Raw genomic sequence first — 20343 nt, forward strand, 5'->3', positions numbered from 1 at the left:
CGGTAGATTTACAAAATGCCAACCGTTTGCGACGAAAAGCGTGCGGCTTTTCAAAAGTCGCCATTATTTTCTGTCTGGCATAAAAAAACAGGGCCGAAGCCCTGTTCATTAAGCATATAACAAAGTGGTGTTCTGATTAGAACTGGTAGGTTACGCCCACAGCAGCCATATCGTCGTTGCCGTTCAGACCGCCAACAGCTTTCGCGTAGTCGGAGTCTTTGTCCAGCAGGTTGATATAGTAGTCAGCCCACACGTTGAAGTTCTTGTTGAAGTAGTAAGTGGTACCAACCTGGATGAATTTAGCCAGGTCTGCATCGCCACCGCTGAAGCCGTTGACCGCAGCCAGGTCTTTACCTTTGGTCTGCACGTAGGAGATTGCTGGGCGCAGGCCGAAGTCGAACTGGTACTGAGCAACCACTTCGAAGTTCTGCGTTTTGTTAGCGAAGCCAGCGTCACCGTTAGAACCGGTACGAGTGGTGTTACGGGTTTCTGCATAGGTGGTTGCCAGGTAGATGTTGTTAGCGTCGTATTTCAGACCAACACCCCATGCTTCAGCTTTATCACCTTCCCCATCAGCTTTCTGGTTCAGAGTACGGTTAGCGTTGCTGTAAGATGCGATTGCACCGAAGCCTTCGCCGAAATCGTAGCCCAGGGAGTAGCCTACGCCGTCACCGTTAGAGGTTTTAACGTCAGCACGGTCGTTTTTGCCCTGGTACTGAACGCCGAGGCTCAGACCGTCAACCAGACCGAAGAAGTTGCTGTTACGGTAGGTCAGCAGACCGGTACTGCGGCTGGTCATAAAGTTATCAACATAGTTACCGCCCCAGGTCATACCAGAGAAGGACGGCGCCATATCGGTGTATGATTCTACGTCGTAAACGATACCGTAGTTACGACCATAGTCGATGCTGCCAGCATCGCCCGCTTTCAGGCCAGCGAATGCCAGACGGTTTTTGTTAGTCTGAGCACCATTTTCAGCCTGGTTGGCCAGGAAACGGTATTCCCACTGGCCGTAACCGGTCAGCTGGTCGTTGATCTGAGTTTCGCCTTTGAAACCGATCTGCGCGTAGGTAGCGTCGTTATTGTTGGTGTTATCACCGGAAGTCACGAAATCGTGCTCGGCGTTAACTTTACCGTAGAAGTCCAGCTTGTTGCCGTTCTTGTTATAGATTTCTGCAGCGTTAGCTGCACCGGCTACCAGCAGGGCAGGGATTACCACTGCCAGAATATTGCGCTTCATCATTATTTATTACCCTCATTGGTTTTTTATGACACTCGCCACTGCCGTCAATAAATTCTGTCAATAAATATTTCCGGAACTATTGATGAGAGTTTGGTGTCTTTATGTATCTGACAGGCATCTTTCCATTCGGCGAAGCGTTTCGCTAGCCTGAAAGTGCTACAATTCTCAAGATTAAGTAAGCAAAAGAAATTATGTGTAACTAAATATGTATTTTTGGGAACTTTGTGAACCACCTCAAACTTCAGAACGCCCTGGCGAATTAAACAACAAGCACTATCCTATATATATGAATTCCTTATGATTAATTGAGATAAAGGCGATTCATATAAACAGACGCTAAACGGCTCGTTTTTTCTTATGACTCCAAAAGGCCTTCCGGACGGCTGTAAAAGTGGTTGAAATTTGTGCTATCACTTGAGGATGTAATAATCGCAATAAGAATGGGGTTTATTTTTTGTGGCTGGATATTTCGCGGAAACAAAACGTAACAGGTAGTGGTTGTGACGGGGTGAAGGTTTAAAGACGCTGACTTTGCGCTGACGAAAACTGACAATACAGAATAAAATAATGGCCAGCATAAGCTGGCCATTTTAGTATTGTATCGATTAGAAGCTGGCGTTACGTGGAGTACGTGGGAAAGGAATCACGTCACGTACGTTCTGAACACCAGTAACGTAGGCAATCAGACGCTCGAAGCCCAGACCAAAACCGGCGTGCGGTACGGTACCGTAACGACGCAGATCGCGGTACCAGCTGTAGTCAGCTGGGTTGAGCCCCATCTCTTCCATACGCGCGTCCAGCACGTCAAGACGTTCTTCACGCTGAGAGCCACCGATGATTTCACCAATGCCCGGTGCCAGAACGTCCATCGCTGCCACGGTTTTACCGTCTTCGTTAAGGCGCATATAGAAGGCCTTAATGTCTTTCGGGTAGTTTTTAACGACAACCGGCGCTTTGAAATGCTTCTCGGCCAGATAGCGTTCGTGTTCAGACGCCAGGTCAACGCCCCAGTAAACCGGGTTCTCGAACGTCTCACCGCATTTCTCGAGGATCGCCACCGCGTCGGTATAGTCCACCTGCGCAAAGTCGGCAGAGACGAAACGCTCCAGACGCGCCACAGCATCGCTGTCTACGCGTTCTGCGAAGAATTTCATGTCGTCAGGACGCTCTTCCAGCACCGCTTTGAACACATACTTCAGCATCGCTTCCGCCAGACCCGCAACATCGTCCAGGTCGGCGAAGGCCACTTCAGGCTCCAGCATCCAGAATTCCGCCAGGTGACGGCTGGTGTTGGAGTTTTCGGCGCGGAAGGTTGGGCCAAAGGTGTAGATCTTAGACAGCGCACAGGCGTACGTTTCGCCGTTGAGCTGACCAGACACCGTCAGGAAGGCTTCTTTACCAAAGAAGTCTTTGTCATAGTCCACTTTACCTTCTGGCGTGCGCGGCAGGTTTTCCATGTCCAGCGTCGAAACGCGGAACATCTCACCGGCACCTTCCGTATCGGACGCGGTGATCAGCGGGGTAGACACCCAGAAGTAACCCTGCTCATCGAAGAAACGATGCAGCGCCTGCGCCAGCGTATGACGCACGCGCGCCACCGCACCAATCAGGTTGGTACGCGGACGCAGGTGGGCGACTTCACGCAGATATTCGATGCTGTGGCGTTTTGCCGCCATCGGGTAGGTATCCGGATCTTCAACCCAGCCGGTGACTTCAATGGCAGAGGCCTGAATTTCGAAGCTCTGGCCCTGGCCCGGTGACGCCACAACCACGCCGGTAACAATGACGGAGCAACCGGTTGTCAGTCGCAGAACGTCATCATTGTAATTGGGCAGAGAATTATTAATGACGGCCTGTACAGGATCAAAGCAGGAACCGTCATAGACGGCAAGGAAGGAGATGCCAGCTTTAGAATCTCGGCGGGTACGCACCCATCCGCGCACGGTGACTTCCTGGTCAACGGCGACACGGCCCTGGAGTACGTCGGCTACAGGCACAACGCTCATAATATTCTCTCTGTTAATAGTCGGAAAAAATAAACACTTGTCCACCCTTATGGGGGGATATCTATGTTACCTGCCATCCGCTATCAGACAAGTAAATTTCGCAGTCAAAAGAGAAGAATTGAGAAATAAATAAGGAGAAGGGAGCCATAAAGGCTCCCGTAAGCGCTTAACTGGCTTTTTTGATCAAGGGGAGATCGAACGCTTTGCGCAATGCGCGGACAAACGCTTTGTCATGGCAGATGGTTTTACCCGGGCTGTCGGAGAGTTTTGCCACCGGCTTGCCGTTACATTCCACCAGTTTGATGACGATATTCAGAGGTTTTACCTGAGGAATATCGCAGGTCAGACGGGTACCAATCCCGAAGCTCAGGTTCACACGGCTATTGAAATGGCGATAGAGGTCGACCGCTTTCGCCAGGTCGAGATTATCCGAGAAGACCAGCACCTTGCTCATCGGATCGATGCCGAGTTTTTCGTAATGGGCAATGGCTTTCTCGCCCCATTCAACCGGATCCCCGGAGTCGTGGCGTAATCCCTGGTAACGTTCAGCGAACTCGGGACCAAAGTCGCGCAGGAAGGCATCCATCGTAATACAGTCGGTGAGGGCAATCCCGAGCTGATTCGGGTACTCCTCAAGCCATGCGGCCAGTGCCGCGCGCTGGCTGTTAGCCAGATCGGGGCTGATCTGCTGATGCGCCTGGAACCACTCGTGTGCCTGGGTGCCCATTGGCGTCAGGCTGAGGCGGCGTGCCAGATCGTAGTTGCTGGTGCCAACGAACCACGGCTCCTGCTGCAGACGTTTAACGATGGCCTCCTGAACGTCACGCGAGAAACGGCGACGCGTGCCAAAGTCCATCAGGCGGAAGCGGGACATGTCCAGCCCTTCGGTCAGCGTGGAGAAGGCTGCGAGTTTATTTTCCAGCGCGGCGACCGCCTGCTCGACGCCTTTTTCCGGCGAACGGTAGCGGTGAGCCAGTTCACTGATCACCGCCAGAAGCGGCACTTCCCACATGATCACTTCCCGCCACGGGCCTTCAAGGCGAATATCCAGTTTGCCGTTATCGTTAAGCACGGTGACCTGCTCCGGCTTATAGCGGAAATCGCGCAGCCAGTTCAGGTAATCGGCTTTGAAGAAAGGCAGGCCAGAAAGCCACTGATATTCCTCGTCCTGCAGCGTCAGATGCTGCATAGCATCGACCTGTTCACGAATGGCGTCTGCGTAGATACCGAGCAAGTCGTCGCCGCGACAGCGGAATTCCGCCGCGACGTGAACGTCATAGTAGTGGTGGAAAACGGCTTGCTGCATATGCAGTTTATACGCGTCGGTATCCAGCAACGTATGCAGAACTGGAGAAGCGAATTGAGTCATAGGTGCGCAGTAGCATCCTCTCACAGGAGCGTTTAGTACAATAAACAACTCCGGAGTATACCTTGTTTAGTGATTTATTGAACCCCGATCACAACATAAGCGCGTTTTATGGTCGAGGGCATTTTGTGCCCCGTGTTATACAAATGTAGCAGTAACTATGCTAACCACTTGAATTTAAGGTTTTCTACTGCGCTACTACCATGCTTTGGGGCAGTGATGGGGCAGTGTGTGAAAGCGCCTGGTTGAGCAGAGCAACCTGCTCTCCACTCTTCTCTGACATCCACTTTCCATACACCTTGTAAACCATCTGTGCATCGGTATGCCCCATCTGAGTTGCTATAAAGTTCGGGTTAGCACCAGCTGATAATGACCAGCACGCATAGGTATGCCGTGACTGATAAGCGTTGCGGTAACGAATACCGGCGCGCTTGATTATCGGAGCCCAAATTTTATTAATCGAATTAACCGCGTAGTGATATCCTGTGTGAGACCCACGTTTGACGCATTGAGGGCTGAAAACGAAAGTGCATGGATGTATGACTGACTGGCCATATTCACGCAAATTCACTTCAACCTCATGCTGCCGGCCAAGGCGCGTCAGTTGGGCCTGATTCCTGAGGGCATCAATAGCTGGTTGTATGAGATAAATCACCCTGTCAGTGCCTGCCTCGGTTTTTGGCAGGGTGAACTCATACGTTTGGGTAAGGTTGCGCTTAACCGTAATGGTTCCCGCGGTGAGATCGATGTCTTCCCATGCAAGACCACATAATTCCCCATGCCTCATTCCGGTATAAACGGCGACGGTCCAGAGATTTCGCATCTGCTGGTGGCCGCATGCCTGAATGAACCTGATGAACTCGTCTGTCGTGAGTGGATCTGGTTCGTCTTTTGCCTTCCTGAGACGGTTAATTCCGCTAAACGGGTTTTCCTTTGCGTAGCCATTATCAGTTCCAAACTGGAAGATCTCGGCCATCAGCATCATGTAATTATTCACCGTTGAAGACTTCCGGCCTTTTACCTGTGTACGGTGATCCTTCTTCATTACATGGAAGCCCGTCAGCAACTCCTTCCTGACATACAGCAAATCTTCAGTGGTAACCGCAGAAACCATTTTATTTTCGCCGATGCGCGGAAGCATGTTTTTTATGATGGATTCGTACCTACTCATGGTATTAGAGCTGATCTCCATTCTCTTCAGCTCTGACCATCTTTCGGTAAGCTCCAGCACAGTAATTTCCTTTCTATCCTGACCGAACCGGGCAAGGTTCGGTGAGTTTGGGAATTTTTCCGCATAGTTAAAATTCCCCATCCTTATCGCAAAACAAACCGAAGAACGCAGCTCACCAGCTATCTTGCGATTTTTTGCAGTGTCAGGGACACCGAGGTTTTCCCTGACACGTTTACCTTTATACAGAAACCAGATGCGGAGCGAACCGCCGTGGTTTTCGACGCCTGTCGGGTATGATGCATTAGCCATTAATCCCTCCTGACGTCCAGGAGCGTTGACGAGTGTACTGCTTTTCATGCTGTCTTCGCACCTGGTTGATTTTTTTTCTGAGCCTCGATCCACTGATCAACTGCTTTTCTGTTGTACATGCATTCGCTCGAAGGCTTTGGATTGCCATCTGGTGAAATGTGCAGGTACTCGCGACCAAGCATCCAGGATTCTTTTCTGGCTCGGGTGATGGTTCCGGGCTTAAGCCCGGTAACCGCAATCAGAACCTTTTCGCTAACCCAGTCATTCGGTACCAAAAGAACAACATCGCTCATACCCACCTCACATCACAATCAGATCACGGCAGTGGAACCACACATTATTCAAATTGACCATTTCATCCATTGGCGGCCTCCTTGCTGAATCCAGCATTGATAACGCTTTTGGCAATTTCGCTGGCGGTGGCGTAGGCCAGCTCTCCATCCTCACCACCAACAGCTTTCATCAGTTCATTCTTGAGAACGCTCTCGTAATCGCGTGGCCAGAATTCCGTGGGCATGTCGAAGGCCATGCAGTAGAAGAAGGTGTCGATCGTTATTTTGGCGGCCTCCTCCTCTGTTCTCTCAGGCTGGCGATAACCAGCTTCCCAGATAGCATCGGTCATTGCAGAGGGATCGCCGGCAGCGGATTTAATCAATTGAACAAGCTCGAACAAATTCGACTCACTCATTGCACACCTCCATTTCCCTTTCTACGGACTCACAGCAGCGGCGGAAAATTTCAGCTGATACCTCATTCCTCAGGGCCCTGATGAGCAATTCATCCCGCGATTTTTGACGCTCAATATTTCTCTCTCGCTCCAATTGACGCAATACGGCCAGGCGGGCAGTGATACGTTTCCGTGTGTTCTGCCACTTAACCCGCGCTACATTTGCCCGGTGCCGCCAGCCGTAGTCGTTGTCGATAACGGTTTCAAGCTGCGAATTGATACTGGCAATGACATCTTCAGCCGTGACCAGCGCCTGCAGGTGGTCGTTTATTGTGACCAGTTGGTTAACATCAATGGATTCAGCTTTCATCCAACAATCCTCCAAAGCAGCTTGCATACTCCGATAAAACAGTAGAACCCCGCTGTTAACCCAATCCCCGTAAGGCTGGAGAAGAAAAGAGTAAACATCACCAGCTCAGATACTTTTTTCATTGGCCCGCACCTTTCTTAGTAGCAGTGATGTAACCTTCCCATCCGCCATAACTGTTCACCATATCCCCCAGTCTTGAGAAACAGGCGTTCAACCAGCGAATTCCACGAGGGGTTAGCGTTGGCACCGTGCCCCAGTCGATGAAATCCGAGTTTTTTCGACCCATATAGCGGATGAGATCGAGAATGTTGATGTAATGTGCACGGCGACGCTCCATACTCCATCCCTTATCAGCGAGGTACGAGTCGATGAATCCCTGTAATGCTGTCTGATTAAGCGAAATATCACCGTACTGGTGGCGATATACAGGGCGACGGTGCAGGCTGACCAAATGAAACAAGTAGGCATCACATACACATGTCAGAGCCTGCCGGTGGGCCAGCTCAATAGAGCCAGCCGGATTCCAGATATCATTATTCACTTCAGAAGCCCTCCGGCTTAATGATCTGAAATCGCCCCACTGATGGGTGCTCAAGAATTTGGTATGAATCTGTCGCTTCTTTCTGCCGTGGTGCTCGCTGGTTCCAGATGGCCGCAGCCATATCACGAGCTTGCGGAGCTAGACTCACACTGCAGCAATCGCAACGGACTACAAACATTGGCTCGCCTTCATAAAGCACAGAATCGAAATCTATTTCATCGTTGCCACAAAGTGGGCAAGGAAGCAGTTCCATTATTTGGCCTCCGGTGAATAAATCGCTTTGTCGTGGCTGTACTCGCCATTCCAAGTCTTTTTCATTGGCAGCTCACCTTTCATGTACAGCTGATACAGACGGTGACAGCCTTTCTCCAGCAGTACTGGCGTAAACTTCGTGAAAGCATCCTTGCCGTGCGGGGTGATCTGCGTCTGGTCTTCCGTCAGATATTTGTCGCGGGCATATGAGGCGACGCGCCAGCGCGGATCTTTCTCTGGGTCGCGTTGCTCGTTAAACACCCAGCCACGCTCGGACGCCCACCACATCATTTTGTTGATGTTGACGCCGTTCAGCGCCTTGCTGAATGCTGGGATCGTCATGCCTTTGGTGAAGTGCTTCTCCAGGCTTTCAACAGTGGCGCTGAGGGTCCTGGTTTCGAGTGCAGCGGCTTCGGCGCGTTCTTCGGCTTCAATTACCATCAAGGCAAGTTCTTTTCGGCTAAGTGTCAGCGGTGTTGCCGGCGTTGCAATAGAGGCGCGGCGGGTGAAATAAAACTCAGCCATATCGTCGTAGAATTCCCAGGACTGATCTGTCTCGAGAATTTTGGCGTGGTTAGCTGCACCGCGTTCAGTCCAAAGAGTCAGGGTGCGAGCTTTGCTTGAGATTTGCAGTCCGCTGAAAGAGTTGCGCAAAATTTCAACATCTCCGCTAGAAAGCTTGAAGTAATGTTTACCTTCAACGAACCGGGATTTGTTGCGGTTGAAGTTGTTGGTGATCATCTGCTCGGTTGCGCCATATCCTGCCGCCAGCTGTTCAGTGGTCACAACTCGCTGACCGCGATACTCGATGATCTGCAGGTCACGGGCCGCTACTGGTGCTAATTCTGCTTTCATTGCCATCTTCATTGCTCCTTAATGCAAAACGTGATTGGCTGGCATTGTTTTACCGGTGCGCAGCTGGGCAGCGAGATCTACAAAAATCTCGTCGAGAAACTCTGCGAACCACGAATGACCGACTTCTTTCAGGCGCTGATCGTTGGCGTAGTAGAACTGGTAAACCGCCAGATAGCGTTCCTCAGGCTTGTGCTCGATCAGTGCGCACTCCACATGCTTAATCAGCAGATTTTCAATAAGTTCCCGGGTTAAGCCGAAGGTAAACTCCTCGGTTTTAAACTGGTATTGCCCGTCACGGAGTCCCCAGCGGTTTTCGCAGCTGATGAGATAAAGAAGGGCGACCGTACCGCGCATGGACTGGACGACGGTTTGAGCCCACTCATGCTGCTCTTCTAAAGTAAGGGAGCCCTTGCCATAGCGGTTTTCGTCAAGCATCCAACCAGGAATCGTTACGTCGGATTGCTTCTGGATTTCCTTCAGGCGAGCAACAAGCTGCTTCACGTTATCTTTTTCAAAGTCAGTCATCTGTCTTTCTCCCGGTTATAGGTTTCATGGCTCATTACTTCCCAGTTCTTGCCGCCATCGCGGGATAGTAGCCGCCAGCGGTGATTTACCTTCAGGCTCAGATTCCCGGTGCCGATCATGCGGCAGGGGTGAATCCTCCTCGCTCTGAACTGGCTTAAAACGTGTGCTGCTTTGAGGTGAACCCACTCAGGAATTCGTATCGCTGTCAGCGCCATCAGATCCGGGCCTCCACTTTTTGTTTTTTGACGAACTCAACCAGCTCAGAAATGAGCTCGTCGATTAATTCCTTCCCGCTATCCGTAAGAAATTCACCGCTGCCATTAACATCAACAGCGCTGCTGTAAATTCCCTTAATAGCTTTTACGCCTTCGACATTTCCGTACTCACTGAACGCGAGCCTTTCGAATTTTCGTAATAATCCATCAAGTAAAATCTCTGTTAACTCGACTGTGTTAATGCCGCCTTTATTGAGCTTTATAACAAGGCAGTTACTGCCTGTTTTACGCTGGTGGCGTAATAACGCTGCTTTTAAAATTCGTCGACGATATGTCTCGATTAATTTATCCATTGCGCTGTTCCTCCTCCAAACTCATAACTATTTCCTCTTCTTTTTCGGTCCACCCATGAATCTCAGCGGCGAGGTCATAAACCAGAGCGCATATTGTTTTGAGTTGAAATCTGTCTAACTCGTCGTGATATTCAAATAATGTTTGCGACAAGCCAGACAACTTCTCCGCTTTGATATTCACTTCCTGAATATCCTGTCTTTTTAAAAGGCCCATAATTAACGACCATATGCTTTTTTAAGATAAAGACGAGCGATTACCTCGTAACCGCAGGCCGCATAAAGGCATGCTGTTCTATATGCCGATTTATCAATGATGAAAGTCATACGAAGTGCCTCACAGCCAAAGAAGCGACTACCCGACCGTGAATTTTGATTTCTTTCTGTTCATCGGTGTTAGGGGTGAAAGTTACGTAATGATGGTTATCAGAGATGATTTTTAATGAGCCATCAGCTAATGGCTCGATTCTCTTAATGAAAAGGCATGGGCGACCAAAAGCATCCATTGTGTAAACATAAATGCCAGAGGTAAGCGCACTTCCACCGCAATCAACGAAAGCCACAACCTCACATGGTTCGATGGTCGGCTGCATTGAATCACCTTCCATCCGGCAGCTTTGAACGCGGTTGCCAAAGTCATTAATGTTGTCAGATCCGAACAGCATCTGAGGTGTTTTAACTGGCTGATTAATTGCGACGGAATTTTGCATTTTCATTTCCTAAGGGTGAGTTTGTCCCCACCAAGAAAGGTGTTAATTAAATAATGTTAATTAATTTTAAATTTTGTCGGCTTGCTTGCAGATGGTTTCTTGCAAGTCGTCTAATTTTTCATAAACGATAGTTAGTGTACCGATAGCCGACAATTCCGGAGGCATGCAATCCATAGCGTTAGATAAAGCCATTCTGCAATTGCCAATATCAGCAGACCATGAGTTAAGTTGATTGGACGTTATAATACTTGTTGGTTCTGTAAATTCACCGCACTGCTCGTTTCCTGAAATGAGCCACAGAACATCAGAATGAAGAATGTTAGCCAATTGGATTAACTGGTCAGCAAACGGAACAGTTTTTTCCGTTTCCCAGTTGTTAATGGTTTCGGTTGTTAAACCAAGATGATCAGCCAAAAAATCCTGAGAGAGTCGAAGCGAAGATCTTTGATTTAATATTCTTTTGCCGATGGTTTTGGCTACGGTGATTTGAGTATTCATTTCATTGGCTCCGTTGTTTGCCGATGAATGAACTTTATCTCAAAGATAAATTTTGGTAAATATCTTTTTGATAAATTATGATAAATTAATGGTTATGATATTGATATATATAGTAAATTATTTTGTGCAGGGCATAAAAAAACCAGCAGAAGCTGGTTTTTTATATGTATGAGTCTCACCCCAAACGGTTGTATGACATTTGCCATCTACCGACAACTAAGCCCTGAATGTGAAACTCGCTTTGATCAGTTTCAGATACAAACCATTTTTCGTAAGTTGAATTATCGCTGATGACTACCAGCTTGTCCTTAAGCAGCTGTAAGCGTTTGATATGAAAGTTGTCACCATAAACGAACGCATAAATCCCATCACCTATCAACCGGTTTACCGTAACGTCTATAACGACAAGATCCCCAGGGAAAATAGTCCCGAGCATGCTATCGCCGACAACCGTGCAGATTTTCAGGGAGGTAGGGCTACGCCCACCAAACATCCTTTTAGCCTCCTCTGGATCAAGTTCAATCGATTTAACTATTTCAGGATAGTCCATGTTCATCCTGCCACTTCCGCAACTGAACTCAGTGTCCAGCACCTCAATTCGGTATTGTTGCTGATTTTTTGTCAGTGGATTTATGAAAAAGTTAGGCTTGGTACCAGATGCATCAACATCTGCTCTCTTTGAATCCATCCAGCCATGGGGCAGGCCCATACTTGACTCAATTCTCCTAGCTATTATGTCACCAATGTTACGAGAGGCGTTAGAGCCAGATAACTGACTCAGTTGAGAAGGGGGTATACCAATTTTTTCAGCAATTTGTGCCTTGGTATAACCTTCCACGATGTACTCACCAATCAACCTGTTTAGGTTCTGACGTCGAATGTTTTTTATGTCCATGACCAAATACTCCCACTTTTTAGCAATATGATAAATACCCAATTTGATAAATTTATCTTGCCTCATAGTTATCGTAAAGATAAACTTTACCAAAATGATAAATTGAGGTGTGGGTATGGAAAACGAACTTCTTTCCTGGCGTCGTGCTTCCACTAAAGAAGAATGGCACGCTTTGGCAGTTAAGAGCGGTACATCAATAGGATATTTGAATCTTATTGCCTACGGATACAGAAATGCGTCACCAAAACTTGCAACTTCTATTGAAGCAGCAAGTAGAACTTTTGTGGGTAAAAAACCCATCAAGCGAGAAATGCTTGTTTTCCCACATCCGGGCAATGAGGTGTGACATGTCACATCCAATCACTACCGAAAACCAAGTTAAGCCATTGGATATCGATTATCGCGATCCGCGCGGGGTGATTGTGCATGTCACCGGCTGGAATCGGGATAAGCAGCAGGTGTATTTCACCAGGCAGAATTATCCGCATGAATGCATGCAGCCTGTCTGGAAGTTCCAACAATATTTTACAAAGGTCTCGGAGGCGCAAAATGCGTGATTACGGAAAGGTGTCGTCTGAGTTTTGGTTAGACCAGAACGGCAACAAATGGAAAGTGCCCACGATCAAAGGTCGCCTGAAAATGCGCGTACCCTGCCATCGCGCACTACGCGAATTTGTTCTTTGGCGCGACGGTTTCAAATGCCGTCATTGTGGTAGTCAAGACCGCATTAAATTGGTCGCAGATCACATTGTATCGCGACGTAACGGTGGGGCTCACCACCCAGACAACATGCAGTTTTTGTGTGATTCCTGCAATGCGCGCAAGGCATCCCTGGTTGATGCCAAATTCCAGCCAAGGCCTGATGTAAGTGAGGTTATTTGTTCTGATGGAGGGGTGATTGATGGCACGCATTAGAACAATTAAACCTGAGTTCTGGACTGATGAGAAGATTGTCGAATGCTCATTTGAGGCGCGCCTGATGTTTATCGGAATGTTCAATTTTGCCGACGACAAAGGCAATCTGGTGCGCTCCCCGAAGCGTATCAAGATGCAGATTTTCCCTGCGGACATGATCGACTGCGAGCCGTTAATTAAAGAACTTAGCCTGGCTGGGTTAATCAGTGAGTATTCAGTGAATGGTGTTGAATATATTCACATTGATGGTTTTTCTAAACACCAGAAAATTAACCGACCATCCGCAACAACAATACCTACTCCAGAAGAAGTCGCTGATAGCTCACGGAAACCAGCACCTAATTACATGGATGGTTCAGTGAATGATGATGAAAAACAAACATATGATTCACATGCAAGCAATGGAGTTAACACTGAGGACTCACTGAGTGCTCACGGCGAACTCACTGACGGAAGGGAAAGGAAGGGAAGGGAAGAGGAAAGGAATAAAACTAATTTGTCCGATTCGAATCGGACTGATGGCGATAAACCTGACGAGTCGAAAGGGAAACCTTCACAGGAAAAACCTGATTCAGAATCAGATGATGCTGAAGGCCAAGATCCAGTCGATGTCGCTTTCGAAAATATTTTTTGGGGGGCAGGTCTGAGAAAGGATGCCAAGGTCAAGGCTAAGTCAGCGTTCAGGACCAAATATCGCGACTGGAAAAAAGCGAACCGAGGTACGCCTGAGAACTTCGCCGTTATGCTGGCTGAAGATATCAGCCTCCGGGTGAAAACACAGCAAATGGGGTTCGACAAACTCCTGCCAGCGTCATACCTGAACGGAGAGCGCTGGAACGATGAAAAACCAAATGGAGCTCCTCAGATATCCGCAAGCGCAAACGCCATCGGCGGGACAGGGGCTTCCTGGTTCGCAAAACCAAGTGACGGTTCGGCTGAGGTATTTATCAGCCAGGCAGCCATTGACCGCATGAAGCGCGGAGCTAACCGCCCATGAAAAGAATCCTCAAACGTCTACTGGTTACTGGCTATAACCGCGGTTTTTTGCGTGAGGAATTCGTGACTATGTGCTTTATAAAATTCGATTTACGGAGTGTGTGATGACCCCTGCTGAGTTATCTGAAAAATTGTGGGACAACGCCGAAAGAGTTGCGAAATACCTGCTTCCACGAGGACACCTCGAGGGCAAGGAGTGGTGCGCTGGTAATACCAATGGTGATGCCGGTAAGAGCCTGAAAATCAATCTCGGTGGTAAGAAGACTTGGGCAGATTTTGCAAGCGGCGACAGCGGAGACCTGCTTGATCTTTGGGTGCTGGTGCGTAACTGCCAGCTGCACGACGCTATGCGGGAAGCGAAAGAGTTCCTTGGGCTGAAGGACGACGATAACCACTTCGAGGTGAAGAAAAAAACCTTCTCACGGCCAACCAAAAAAGGCGTTAAAAAGGCGAGCCATTGCTACGACTACCTCTCTTCCCGTGGCATCACCCGAGAGACAGCTGATCAATTCCGTGTTTCAGACGCAGTCGTCTGGTACCACGATGAAAACCGCGAAATTCCGGCAGTGGCGTTTCCGTATCTTCGCAACGGTGAGCTGTTGCAGGTAAAGCGAATCGGCACTGAACGACCAAATGGCAAAAAGTTGATCATGGCTGAAGCTGATTGCGAGCCATGTCTGTTTGGCTGGCAGGCTATGGACGCGAAAGCTCGTGCTGTTGTGCTTTGCGAAGGAGAGATTGACTGTATGACCTACTCGCAATTCGGTATCAGTGCTCTATCGGTACCGTTCGGCGGTGGAAAAGGGGCCAAACAGCAATGGATCGAATACGAGTATCACAACCTCGACCGATTCGAAGAAATTTGGTTAAGCCTCGATAACGATGATGTAGGGCGCGAAGCCGCAAAAGAAATTGCTCGTCGTCTAGGGGAGCATCGTTGCCGCCTGGTAGAGCTGCCGCACAAAGATATCAATGAATGTCTGACCTCCGGGATGAGCGAGGATGAAATCTGGCACTACTTGGGGACCGCTAAATTCTTCGACCCTGATGAACTCTGCTCTGCGGGTGATCTCCTTCAGGAAACACTGGATGCGTTCGAGCATCGAGATGTTGGATTATTTTCCAGCCCGTGGGATTCGCTGAACAGTAATTTCAAATTCCGCGCCGGCGAGCTGACGCTGGTTAACGGAGTAAACGGCCACGGAAAAACCGAGCTGGTGGGACATATCGCCGTCAATGCCATGAGCCAGGGAGTCCGGGTATGCATTGCCTCGCTGGAGCTTAAGCCTGGGAAAATGTTGGCTCGTCTTACCCGGCAAACCATTTGTAGAAAAAACCCAGAACGTACTGAAATCATCATGACTAACGAGTGGTTTTCTGATCGTCTTTGGGTGTTCAAACTCACTGGAACAGCCAAGGCCGATCGACTGCTGGAAATATTTGCCTATGCCAGACGCCGCTATGGAATCGATCTTTTCGTTATCGACAACTTGGCAAAATGTGGACTCGATGAGGAGGACTACGGTGGACAAAAAGAATTTATCGATACCCTCTGCGACTTTAAAAACGAGCACAACTGCCATGTTCTGCTGGTAACGCATGCCAGAAAAACAAACGAAGCTGCACCAACAGGGAAAATGGATGTTAAAGGCACTGGCGCTTTAACTGACATGCCCGACAACGTTATGGCCGTCTGGCGTAATATCCCGCGCGAACTGGCCCAGCGCAAAGCTGAAAGAATGGGGTATGAGAGTCTTGATAAGGACGAACAGACTGCTATCCAAATGCCCGCCTCGATGATCCGCCTGTTGAAACAACGTGAAGGAGAAGGCTGGATCGGAGACATAGGGGCTAACTTTGATTCCCGCTCACACCAGTTTATCGAGGGTGATAAAGGGCCCTTCAATTATTTGGCCGGCAAACAGCAAAGTGAAATTGATATTGAGTGGGAAGCCACCAACGCAACGAGGTATTAAAATGGATCGTCTAATTAGAGAAATGTCGTATCTCTTTACCAAGCAGCGTTTTTTGGAGCTTCAGGAAACGGCAAAAGACATCGCAATCGGTCATAGTGATTTCCCTGAGTGTTTCGGTCTTATTGCTGACGCCATCGCTGAATTTGTTGAAGACACTCCTGATGATGAGTGGCGAGAGCATGAAAAAATCCTTATGCACTACGTTGCTATGCGTGTTCTGACGCTGTGGGGTAACGGCGATAAAATGACTGATGTCCAGTGGGCGCACCCTGGCTGGTTTGGCACTGCTGAAAAGGGGGAAACCATTCAATGAAGTTGGAAACATCACTCAAACATTTCAGCCCTCAGGGAATGCACATCAGCGACGACGTGAAAGGAACCTCTCCGGACCGCCTTACAGGAACAGATGTAATGGCGGCGATTGGCACCACCAGCAGCCGTGCGCGCTTCGGCCTGGCTGCTTTCTTTGGCAAGGCCGGCATCAGCAAAACAGATGAACAGCTCGCAGTTCAGGCGCTGGCTCGTTACGCGATGGAAACGGCACCAAAGAATGTTCGCAAAGCAGTTGGTGGGCATTTTGGATGGTGCATGCAGATGCTGGCGCAATTTGCCTTTGCTGATTACTCCCGTTCGGCGGCTACCAGCGTGACATGCCACAGTTGCAGCGGTACCGGGTTTATCTCCGGGAATGAGGATGTGGTTAAACATCCTGGTATTTTCGACGCCGACGGTGCCGAAGTAGTGGCCCCAAAGATTAAAAATGAGCTGGTGAAAAGAGTTTGCGAAACATGCGGAGGAAAGAAAGTGATCCTTGCCCGGTGCAGGTGTGGCGGTAAAGGAGAAGTGTTGGACCGCAAAGCGACTAAAGACCGCGGCGCACCGGTTTTCAAAACGTGTGAACGTTGCTCTGGTAATGGCTTCTCTGCTATCTCCTCGGCGACGGTACACCGTGCCATTCTGAAGCGCCTACCGGACCTCCATCAATCCTCATGGTCACGCAACTGGAAACCCTTTTTTGAAATGCTGGTGGACACTCTGCGCCAGGGGGAGCGTCACGCGGCGGTAGAATTTGAGAAGGCAACAACTTATTAATATGATCGGAGCAAATAGCGACACTTTTTTGCACGTTAGTGTTGACTTTGCATAAAAGTGTCCTGTATGCTTCTAATCGTGGAAGATACCGTCCAAACGAAATTAATCATTGAAACCCTGCCTCGGCGGGGTTTTTGCTTTTCTAAGGCTGCCAATGGGTGGCCTTTTTTGTTTCCCCTCGTTCTGAGAGGACTCATGGCGATGATGTATTGACCGCTAGAATGGATTAGTCGTAACTTATTATTGTGGTGAATCCTTTCTAAGCGAAAGGGCGTTCCAGTCAACTGCTATCTGCAGGTATGCGCGCGGCTTTGCTGACTGGGGTTGAGTCACCGGGAGGCACCCGGCACCATGACAATAACAATATAAGTTTCAAATTCCTTGAGAGCCTGCTATAAAAAGCAGGCCTTTTTTTATGGTTTTGTAATCTGCTGCTACGCTTTGAGTTGTGGGAAGTAACTGAATGCCCGATGGTTCTCTTGAACCGATAGTGAATCAGCCGATACAGCTTCACTTCTGAGCATAGGTCTTACTCACACCTACCTTACAAATAGTCAACTCATTGGCCCGCCATCAAAAGCGGGCTTTTTTTATTTCAGGCTCAAGGAAACATCATCGACACGCCTACTTGTTAAATCGTCCCGAGGGCCTGACCCTTTTCAAACAAACACAGCACCCGCTAACTACGCGAGGTGAGAGCATGTATCGCATGGAAAAAATAACCACTGGTGCTGCCTATGGCGCTTCAGCCGGGAGCATCCTAAACGGCATGCTTAATGCCTACAGCCCCGAGCAGTGGAACGCTATCGGCGTGCTGGTGGGTATCATCATTGCCGTACTGACGTATCTGACAAATCTCTATTTCAAGATCCGCGAAGACAACCGCCGCAGCAGGAGCCGAGATGAACCCAACGTTGAGGAATAAGCTGGTGGGTGCCATCGTTGGCGGATCAGGGGCAATCACTATTGCTGCAGTAATGCTGGGCAATGCGGATGGACTCGAAGGTCGGCGTTATTACGCCTATCAGGATGTGGTCGGCGTCTGGACTGTTTGCGATGGGCACACCGGAGCGGACATTCGCCGCGGTCACCGCTACACCGACAAAGAGTGCGACAACCTGCTTAAGGCAGATCTGCGAAAGGTGGCAAACGCCATCGACCCGCTGATCAAGGTTCGCATCCCTGATCCAACCCGCGCCGCGCTTTACTCCTTCACCTATAACGTGGGCTCTGGTGCCTTCGCCAGTTCCACGCTGCTGAAGAAGTTGAACGCTGGTGATGTGCCGGGGGCATGCAAAGAACTGCAGCGCTGGACGTATGCCGGTGGTAAGCAGTGGAAGGGGCTGATCACCCGTCGTGAGATTGAGCGTGAAGTATGCGAGTGGGGCCAGAAATGAGCCGATTAACAGCAATCATCTGCGCTGTCGTTATCTGCCTGCTGGTCTCCATGGCCTGGGCGATTAACCATTACCGCGATAACGCCATCACCTACAAAGACCAGCGCGACAAAGCCACCAAGAACCTCCGCCTGGCTAACGCCACCATCAAAGATATGCAGACCCGCCAGCGTGATGTCGCTGCACTGGATGCCAAATACACGAAGGAATTAGCAGATGCGAATGCTGAGAATAACAGGCTTCGTGCTGATGTTGTCGCTGGTAAGCGTCGGCTGCAAATCGCCGCCACCTGCTCCAAAGACGAAACCACCGGATCCTCCGGCCTGGTTGATGGTTCAAGCCCTCGACTTACAGCAGATGCTGAACTCAATTATTGGCGTCTCAGAGACGGGATCGCCGCCGTCACAAAGCAACTGACCGGCCTGCAGGAATACGTTCGGACTCAGTGCCTGAAATAATACGGAGGTGAGCATGTATTCGTATGGCGAAAGACCGCCTACGCATTCCACACTGCAATGCCGGGGTCATGCATCCGTTACCACATGAATAACCAAGCCTCGCAATAGCGGGGCTTTTTAATGCGCATCGCACGCGCACATCAAAGAAAGTCTTTCAGCTGTGAGCCTGGGCAAACCGTTAACTTTCGGCGGCTTTGCCGTGCGACAGGCTCACGTCTAAAAGGAAAATTAAAATGTCAGAACCTTCAATCGTCCCTTACGTAAAAACCACTCCCAAACCTTTTGGTGTGGACGTCGAATGGAAATGGCCGGGTGGCTGCGCGGTGCTAGAACTGCAATGCCTTCATGAAGATGGCCGACTTATGAAAGAACGCATCTTCTGGCCAGCTACCGTATGCCTTATTTCCGGCCTCAAAGCTGGTGAGAGATTGCAGGTGCGCCTGCGTCCAATTGCAGAAGATGGCTCAGCACGAGATTGGCGAGCCGGTGACTGGATCGAAGGGGTTTCTTCTGTCGATACCGAAGAGATTATTGAGGCGCTGGACGAAGAGATCCGTAACAGCGATGCATTCAAAGTCCTGAAAGATGGCTGGTCTTTCGAAAAGAGCGGGGTGCTGATTATTAATAACGGCGAGGTGTTCGTTACCGATGCGAAGATCGACGATGCCGTATTGTCTAAGAGCTACATCGTTAAATTAAACGTCGCCGGCAAAGGCAAGCCGCACGAAGCTGGCATGACCCTCGGAGTTGAAGAAGGAAAGCAGCAGGCAACGTTTAAGGCTGATCGCTTTAAGGTCCATGAAGCCGCTCAATCAGCCAGCAATAATGAAGAGACGGCCTTCAATGGTGGTCTGGCTTTTGGTGGTTTCCCTGGGGCAATTAGTCATGATGGAGCTAATCCCGCTGATGGCAATAATGCCACCGCTGAACCAATCAGTTCAATTGCTTCAGCGACAGGCACAGCCACCAAGGCGCGACTAACCGACGAGATGCAAGAACTGGTTCTCAAGGCTGTACGTGAAAGCGATCTGTTCACATCCCTTCAGACTGCGATAGCTGCCAAGGCAGCGTCAACCGCCGGCCTGCAACAGGCAGTGAATGACGCAGTGAGCAATGCTATTCGCAACGCACTGAAGCCTGGCGGTCTGCTCTATGGTAAGTGCTAATGCCAGCGGCCATCCCCCGCGCCTGTCGTAAGCGTGGCTGCTCCGGGACTACAACCGACCGCTCTGGATATTGCGAACATCACCGCAATGAAGGCTGGCAGCAGCATCAGCGAGGGCAGAGCAGGCATCAGCGAGGTTATGGCAGTAAGTGGGACAGGCTGCGCCAAATCGTTCTCGACAGAGATAAACACCTTTGTCAGGAATGCCTGCGAAATGGAAGGTATACACCCGCTGAGACGGTGGACCACATCAAGCCGAAAGCTCACGGCGGTACTGACGATCTCTCTAATCTGGAATCAATTTGCCGCGGCTGCCATAAAGCCAAGACAGCACGCGAACGCCTGAACAGAAATTAAGTAACGAGGTGAAG

The 20343-nt window shown here is 49.6% G+C and carries 29 protein-coding genes; 12 read left to right on the plus strand and 17 right to left on the minus strand.

Going from position 1 to position 20343, the window contains the following annotated elements:
* Positions 1 to 136: 136 nt before the first annotated feature.
* From ACMWLG_RS01010 to ACMWLG_RS01090, 17 genes are all read right to left on the minus strand, one after another.
* Positions 137 to 1243, minus strand: a complete 1107-nt coding sequence (locus tag ACMWLG_RS01010; protein WP_023311011.1) for a porin — start codon at positions 1241 to 1243, stop codon at positions 137 to 139.
* A 605-nt stretch (positions 1244 to 1848) separates the two neighbouring features.
* A complete protein-coding gene (gene asnS, locus ACMWLG_RS01015; protein WP_029739509.1) occupies positions 1849 to 3249 on the minus strand; it encodes an asparagine--tRNA ligase in 1401 nt (466 codons plus the stop codon).
* A gap of 166 nt (positions 3250 to 3415) precedes the next feature.
* Complete coding sequence (gene pncB / locus ACMWLG_RS01020) at positions 3416 to 4618, minus strand: nicotinate phosphoribosyltransferase (protein WP_045404143.1); 1203 nt, start codon at positions 4616 to 4618, stop codon at positions 3416 to 3418.
* Between the two features lie 184 nt (positions 4619 to 4802).
* Positions 4803 to 6095, minus strand: a complete 1293-nt coding sequence (locus ACMWLG_RS01025; protein WP_045619524.1) for a tyrosine-type recombinase/integrase — start codon at positions 6093 to 6095, stop codon at positions 4803 to 4805.
* Between the two features lie 44 nt (positions 6096 to 6139).
* Complete coding sequence (locus tag ACMWLG_RS01030) at positions 6140 to 6388, minus strand: excisionase family protein (RefSeq protein ID WP_044901828.1); 249 nt, start codon at positions 6386 to 6388, stop codon at positions 6140 to 6142.
* Between the two features lie 62 nt (positions 6389 to 6450).
* The gene (locus tag ACMWLG_RS01035) at positions 6451 to 6783 is read right to left on the minus strand and encodes a hypothetical protein (RefSeq protein ID WP_023337025.1); all 333 of its coding nucleotides are present in this window, start codon (positions 6781 to 6783) and stop codon (positions 6451 to 6453) included.
* A complete protein-coding gene (locus tag ACMWLG_RS01040; protein ID WP_045619521.1) occupies positions 6776 to 7132 on the minus strand; it encodes a hypothetical protein in 357 nt (118 codons plus the stop codon). The genes ACMWLG_RS01035 and ACMWLG_RS01040 overlap by 8 nt, the downstream gene beginning before the upstream one ends.
* Before the next feature lie 118 nt (positions 7133 to 7250).
* On the minus strand, positions 7251 to 7673 hold the full coding sequence (locus tag ACMWLG_RS01045; RefSeq protein WP_044901830.1) for a hypothetical protein: 423 nt from the start codon (positions 7671 to 7673) through the stop codon (positions 7251 to 7253).
* Position 7674: 1 nt separating this feature from the next.
* A complete protein-coding gene (locus tag ACMWLG_RS01050) occupies positions 7675 to 7926 on the minus strand; it encodes a Lar family restriction alleviation protein (protein WP_045619517.1) in 252 nt (83 codons plus the stop codon).
* On the minus strand, positions 7926 to 8786 hold the full coding sequence (locus tag ACMWLG_RS01055) for an ORF6N domain-containing protein (protein WP_045619515.1): 861 nt from the start codon (positions 8784 to 8786) through the stop codon (positions 7926 to 7928). The genes ACMWLG_RS01050 and ACMWLG_RS01055 overlap by 1 nt, the downstream gene beginning before the upstream one ends.
* Positions 8787 to 8798: 12 nt before the next feature.
* Positions 8799 to 9305, minus strand: coding sequence for a hypothetical protein (locus tag ACMWLG_RS01060; RefSeq protein ID WP_006811082.1), 507 nt, complete (start codon positions 9303 to 9305; stop codon positions 8799 to 8801).
* The gene (locus ACMWLG_RS01065) at positions 9302 to 9520 is read right to left on the minus strand and encodes a hypothetical protein (protein ID WP_045619513.1); all 219 of its coding nucleotides are present in this window, start codon (positions 9518 to 9520) and stop codon (positions 9302 to 9304) included. The genes ACMWLG_RS01060 and ACMWLG_RS01065 overlap by 4 nt, the downstream gene beginning before the upstream one ends.
* Entirely contained in the window at positions 9520 to 9873 is a 354-nt protein-coding gene (locus ACMWLG_RS01070) for a hypothetical protein (protein ID WP_045619511.1), read from the minus strand. The genes ACMWLG_RS01065 and ACMWLG_RS01070 overlap by 1 nt, the downstream gene beginning before the upstream one ends.
* Entirely contained in the window at positions 9866 to 10087 is a 222-nt protein-coding gene (locus tag ACMWLG_RS01075) for a hypothetical protein (protein WP_045619509.1), read from the minus strand. Before ACMWLG_RS01075 ends, ACMWLG_RS01070 begins: the two co-directional genes overlap by 8 nt.
* A gap of 106 nt (positions 10088 to 10193) precedes the next feature.
* Entirely contained in the window at positions 10194 to 10580 is a 387-nt protein-coding gene (locus ACMWLG_RS01080) for a helix-turn-helix transcriptional regulator (RefSeq protein ID WP_045619508.1), read from the minus strand.
* Positions 10581 to 10646: 66 nt separating this feature from the next.
* The gene (locus ACMWLG_RS01085) at positions 10647 to 11078 is read right to left on the minus strand and encodes a helix-turn-helix domain-containing protein (RefSeq protein ID WP_006811077.1); all 432 of its coding nucleotides are present in this window, start codon (positions 11076 to 11078) and stop codon (positions 10647 to 10649) included.
* Between the two features lie 175 nt (positions 11079 to 11253).
* Positions 11254 to 12039, minus strand: coding sequence for a helix-turn-helix transcriptional regulator (locus tag ACMWLG_RS01090; RefSeq protein ID WP_006811075.1), 786 nt, complete (start codon positions 12037 to 12039; stop codon positions 11254 to 11256).
* A 49-nt stretch (positions 12040 to 12088) separates the two neighbouring features.
* Here ACMWLG_RS01090 and ACMWLG_RS01095 point away from each other — a divergent pair, with 49 nt between their 5' ends.
* From ACMWLG_RS01095 to ACMWLG_RS01150, 12 genes are all read left to right on the plus strand, one after another.
* Complete coding sequence (locus ACMWLG_RS01095; protein WP_072051414.1) at positions 12089 to 12319, plus strand: transcriptional regulator; 231 nt, start codon at positions 12089 to 12091, stop codon at positions 12317 to 12319.
* Between the two features lies 1 nt (position 12320).
* A complete protein-coding gene (locus ACMWLG_RS01100) occupies positions 12321 to 12530 on the plus strand; it encodes a DUF4222 domain-containing protein (protein ID WP_045404153.1) in 210 nt (69 codons plus the stop codon).
* Complete coding sequence (locus ACMWLG_RS01105; RefSeq protein ID WP_414762937.1) at positions 12523 to 12888, plus strand: HNH endonuclease; 366 nt, start codon at positions 12523 to 12525, stop codon at positions 12886 to 12888. The genes ACMWLG_RS01100 and ACMWLG_RS01105 overlap by 8 nt, the downstream gene beginning before the upstream one ends.
* Complete coding sequence (locus ACMWLG_RS01110; protein WP_023150201.1) at positions 12875 to 13885, plus strand: hypothetical protein; 1011 nt, start codon at positions 12875 to 12877, stop codon at positions 13883 to 13885. The genes ACMWLG_RS01105 and ACMWLG_RS01110 overlap by 14 nt, the downstream gene beginning before the upstream one ends.
* Before the next feature lie 103 nt (positions 13886 to 13988).
* A complete protein-coding gene (locus ACMWLG_RS01115) occupies positions 13989 to 15860 on the plus strand; it encodes an AAA family ATPase (protein ID WP_045619506.1) in 1872 nt (623 codons plus the stop codon).
* 1 nt (position 15861) lies between these two features.
* Positions 15862 to 16173: a hypothetical protein gene (locus ACMWLG_RS01120; protein WP_045619504.1), complete on the plus strand. Its 312-nt coding sequence runs from the start codon at positions 15862 to 15864 to the stop codon at positions 16171 to 16173.
* The gene (locus ACMWLG_RS01125; RefSeq protein ID WP_045619502.1) at positions 16170 to 16952 is read left to right on the plus strand and encodes an antitermination protein; all 783 of its coding nucleotides are present in this window, start codon (positions 16170 to 16172) and stop codon (positions 16950 to 16952) included. Before ACMWLG_RS01120 ends, ACMWLG_RS01125 begins: the two co-directional genes overlap by 4 nt.
* Positions 16953 to 17652: 700 nt before the next feature.
* Positions 17653 to 17877, plus strand: a complete 225-nt coding sequence (locus ACMWLG_RS01130; RefSeq protein WP_023622516.1) for a class II holin family protein — start codon at positions 17653 to 17655, stop codon at positions 17875 to 17877.
* A complete protein-coding gene (locus ACMWLG_RS01135; protein ID WP_045619499.1) occupies positions 17855 to 18349 on the plus strand; it encodes a lysozyme in 495 nt (164 codons plus the stop codon). The genes ACMWLG_RS01130 and ACMWLG_RS01135 overlap by 23 nt, the downstream gene beginning before the upstream one ends.
* The gene (locus tag ACMWLG_RS01140; RefSeq protein WP_045619497.1) at positions 18346 to 18807 is read left to right on the plus strand and encodes a lysis protein; all 462 of its coding nucleotides are present in this window, start codon (positions 18346 to 18348) and stop codon (positions 18805 to 18807) included. Before ACMWLG_RS01135 ends, ACMWLG_RS01140 begins: the two co-directional genes overlap by 4 nt.
* Positions 18808 to 19040: 233 nt before the next feature.
* Positions 19041 to 19973 (plus strand): phage tail tip fiber protein, encoded by a 933-nt coding sequence (locus tag ACMWLG_RS01145; protein ID WP_045619495.1) that lies wholly within the window; start codon positions 19041 to 19043, stop codon positions 19971 to 19973.
* A complete protein-coding gene (locus ACMWLG_RS01150; RefSeq protein WP_045619493.1) occupies positions 19973 to 20329 on the plus strand; it encodes an HNH endonuclease in 357 nt (118 codons plus the stop codon). The genes ACMWLG_RS01145 and ACMWLG_RS01150 overlap by 1 nt, the downstream gene beginning before the upstream one ends.
* Positions 20330 to 20343: the final 14 nt, after the last annotated feature.

Source organism: Enterobacter sp. 01-M-02-SI-ECC (assembly GCF_047530595.1).
Classification (GTDB): Bacteria; Pseudomonadota; Gammaproteobacteria; order Enterobacterales; family Enterobacteriaceae; genus Enterobacter; species Enterobacter cloacae_M.